This is a genomic window from Borrelia persica No12 (genome assembly GCF_000500045.1).
GTDB classification, from domain to species: domain Bacteria; phylum Spirochaetota; class Spirochaetia; order Borreliales; family Borreliaceae; genus Borrelia; species Borrelia persica.
Genome location: NZ_AYOT01000073.1, coordinates 1 through 1,278, shown reverse-complemented (window position 1 = coordinate 1,278; position 1,278 = coordinate 1). Strand labels below are relative to the sequence as shown.

The following is a 1,278-nucleotide window of genomic DNA, read 5'->3' as shown; positions in this document are numbered from 1 at the left end:
TGATTTATAAGCTTTATAATCTCATTACTTGCAAGTTTGTATGCTTCTTTGAATGGTAATAAATTATTATTTACATCACCCGCATAATCATTATTTTTATAAGACTGTTCAACAGTTTGCTTTAAATGTCTAAACTTGTATTGTAATTTAAGATAGTTAAGCTTAACTGATTCTGATCTAAATCCTATAGTAGCAATAGTATTAACTTCATTTAATAATGTTGTGGGATTAGCATTAAGAAAAGCATCCCATTTTATTGTTTTTAAATATCCAGCTTTTAAATCTACATCCTCAATCTGCTCATTAGAAAACCAATTGTAAAATACTGGTAACTTTACTTCCGGAAAHACATTTGCTATCTCTTTAGCATAATAATTTTGATCATATAATTCTGACATCTTTATACTCCTTTAACTTATTAATTTGGTTTACCTTTATTTCCATAAATAACCACATGTACCATATAAGTATTATCATCATTATCAAGTTTTATTGAGTCTGATAAGGCTATGGCATTAATTTTGCTATTATTTGAACTGTCCTTTTCAACCTGTCCATCTGAATTAAATTTAACTTTATCCTTTCTCTTAATAGAATTATCTTTTGCAACAAGATATCCTTGAAAATTATTTGTTATTGGTATTACTGTTGCCATACTGGTAAATTCGTCTACGTCAACACATACACCATAAAGATCATCACCACCACCTGCTTCAACATGTGGTTCATAATGTGGTTGATTATCTTGTGACGTACTAACTACGCGTTTTACTCCTCTCTTATATGGATATCCTTTAAAAAAGTAATTTTCTAGTTTATCAGTTCGACTTGTTACTGTACCGCCTTGATTAGCAAAATGTAAATTTTTACTCCTAAAATCAACTGTATTACTAAAAACACCAGAATCGTTGATAGGGTTCTTCATTAACTTCTTAAGAGTTTTAGCTTTTTCTTCATATTGCTTTACTAGTTCAGTTATGTTTGTCGACACTTTAACCTCCTAATTTTCTTATTTTAAGAAACCGCCTTATTGCCATAAAGGGATATCTTTATTAAATATAATTTATAATCATCTTGGCCTTTTTTAGATTCATCATCGCTAAGATACAAAGTATGTATATCTGAGAGTGCAACTGCATTAATTGAAACTGATGAAGAATTAGATACTTTAATAACTTCTCCATTTGAATTAAAATCCAACTTATCACCCATGTTAATACCAGAAGAGCTTTGTGTAATTACATAACCTTCAAAATTATTTGTTATTGGTATTACTGT

General features: G+C 28.9%; 2 protein-coding genes and 1 pseudogene. All 3 read right to left on the bottom strand.

Features of this window, described 5'->3' with window-relative positions; genetic code table 11:
• A pseudogene (locus U881_RS0101415) lies at positions 1-398 on the bottom strand (hypothetical protein); the annotation flags it as partial.
• Between the two features lie 20 nt (positions 399-418).
• Positions 419-991, bottom strand: coding sequence for a DUF228 domain-containing protein (locus U881_RS0101410; protein ID WP_024653011.1), 573 nt, complete (start codon positions 989-991; stop codon positions 419-421).
• A gap of 23 nt (positions 992-1,014) precedes the next feature.
• Positions 1,015-1,278, bottom strand: a 264-nt coding sequence (locus U881_RS0101405; protein WP_024653010.1) for a DUF228 domain-containing protein, incomplete at its 5' end; no start/stop codon positions are given.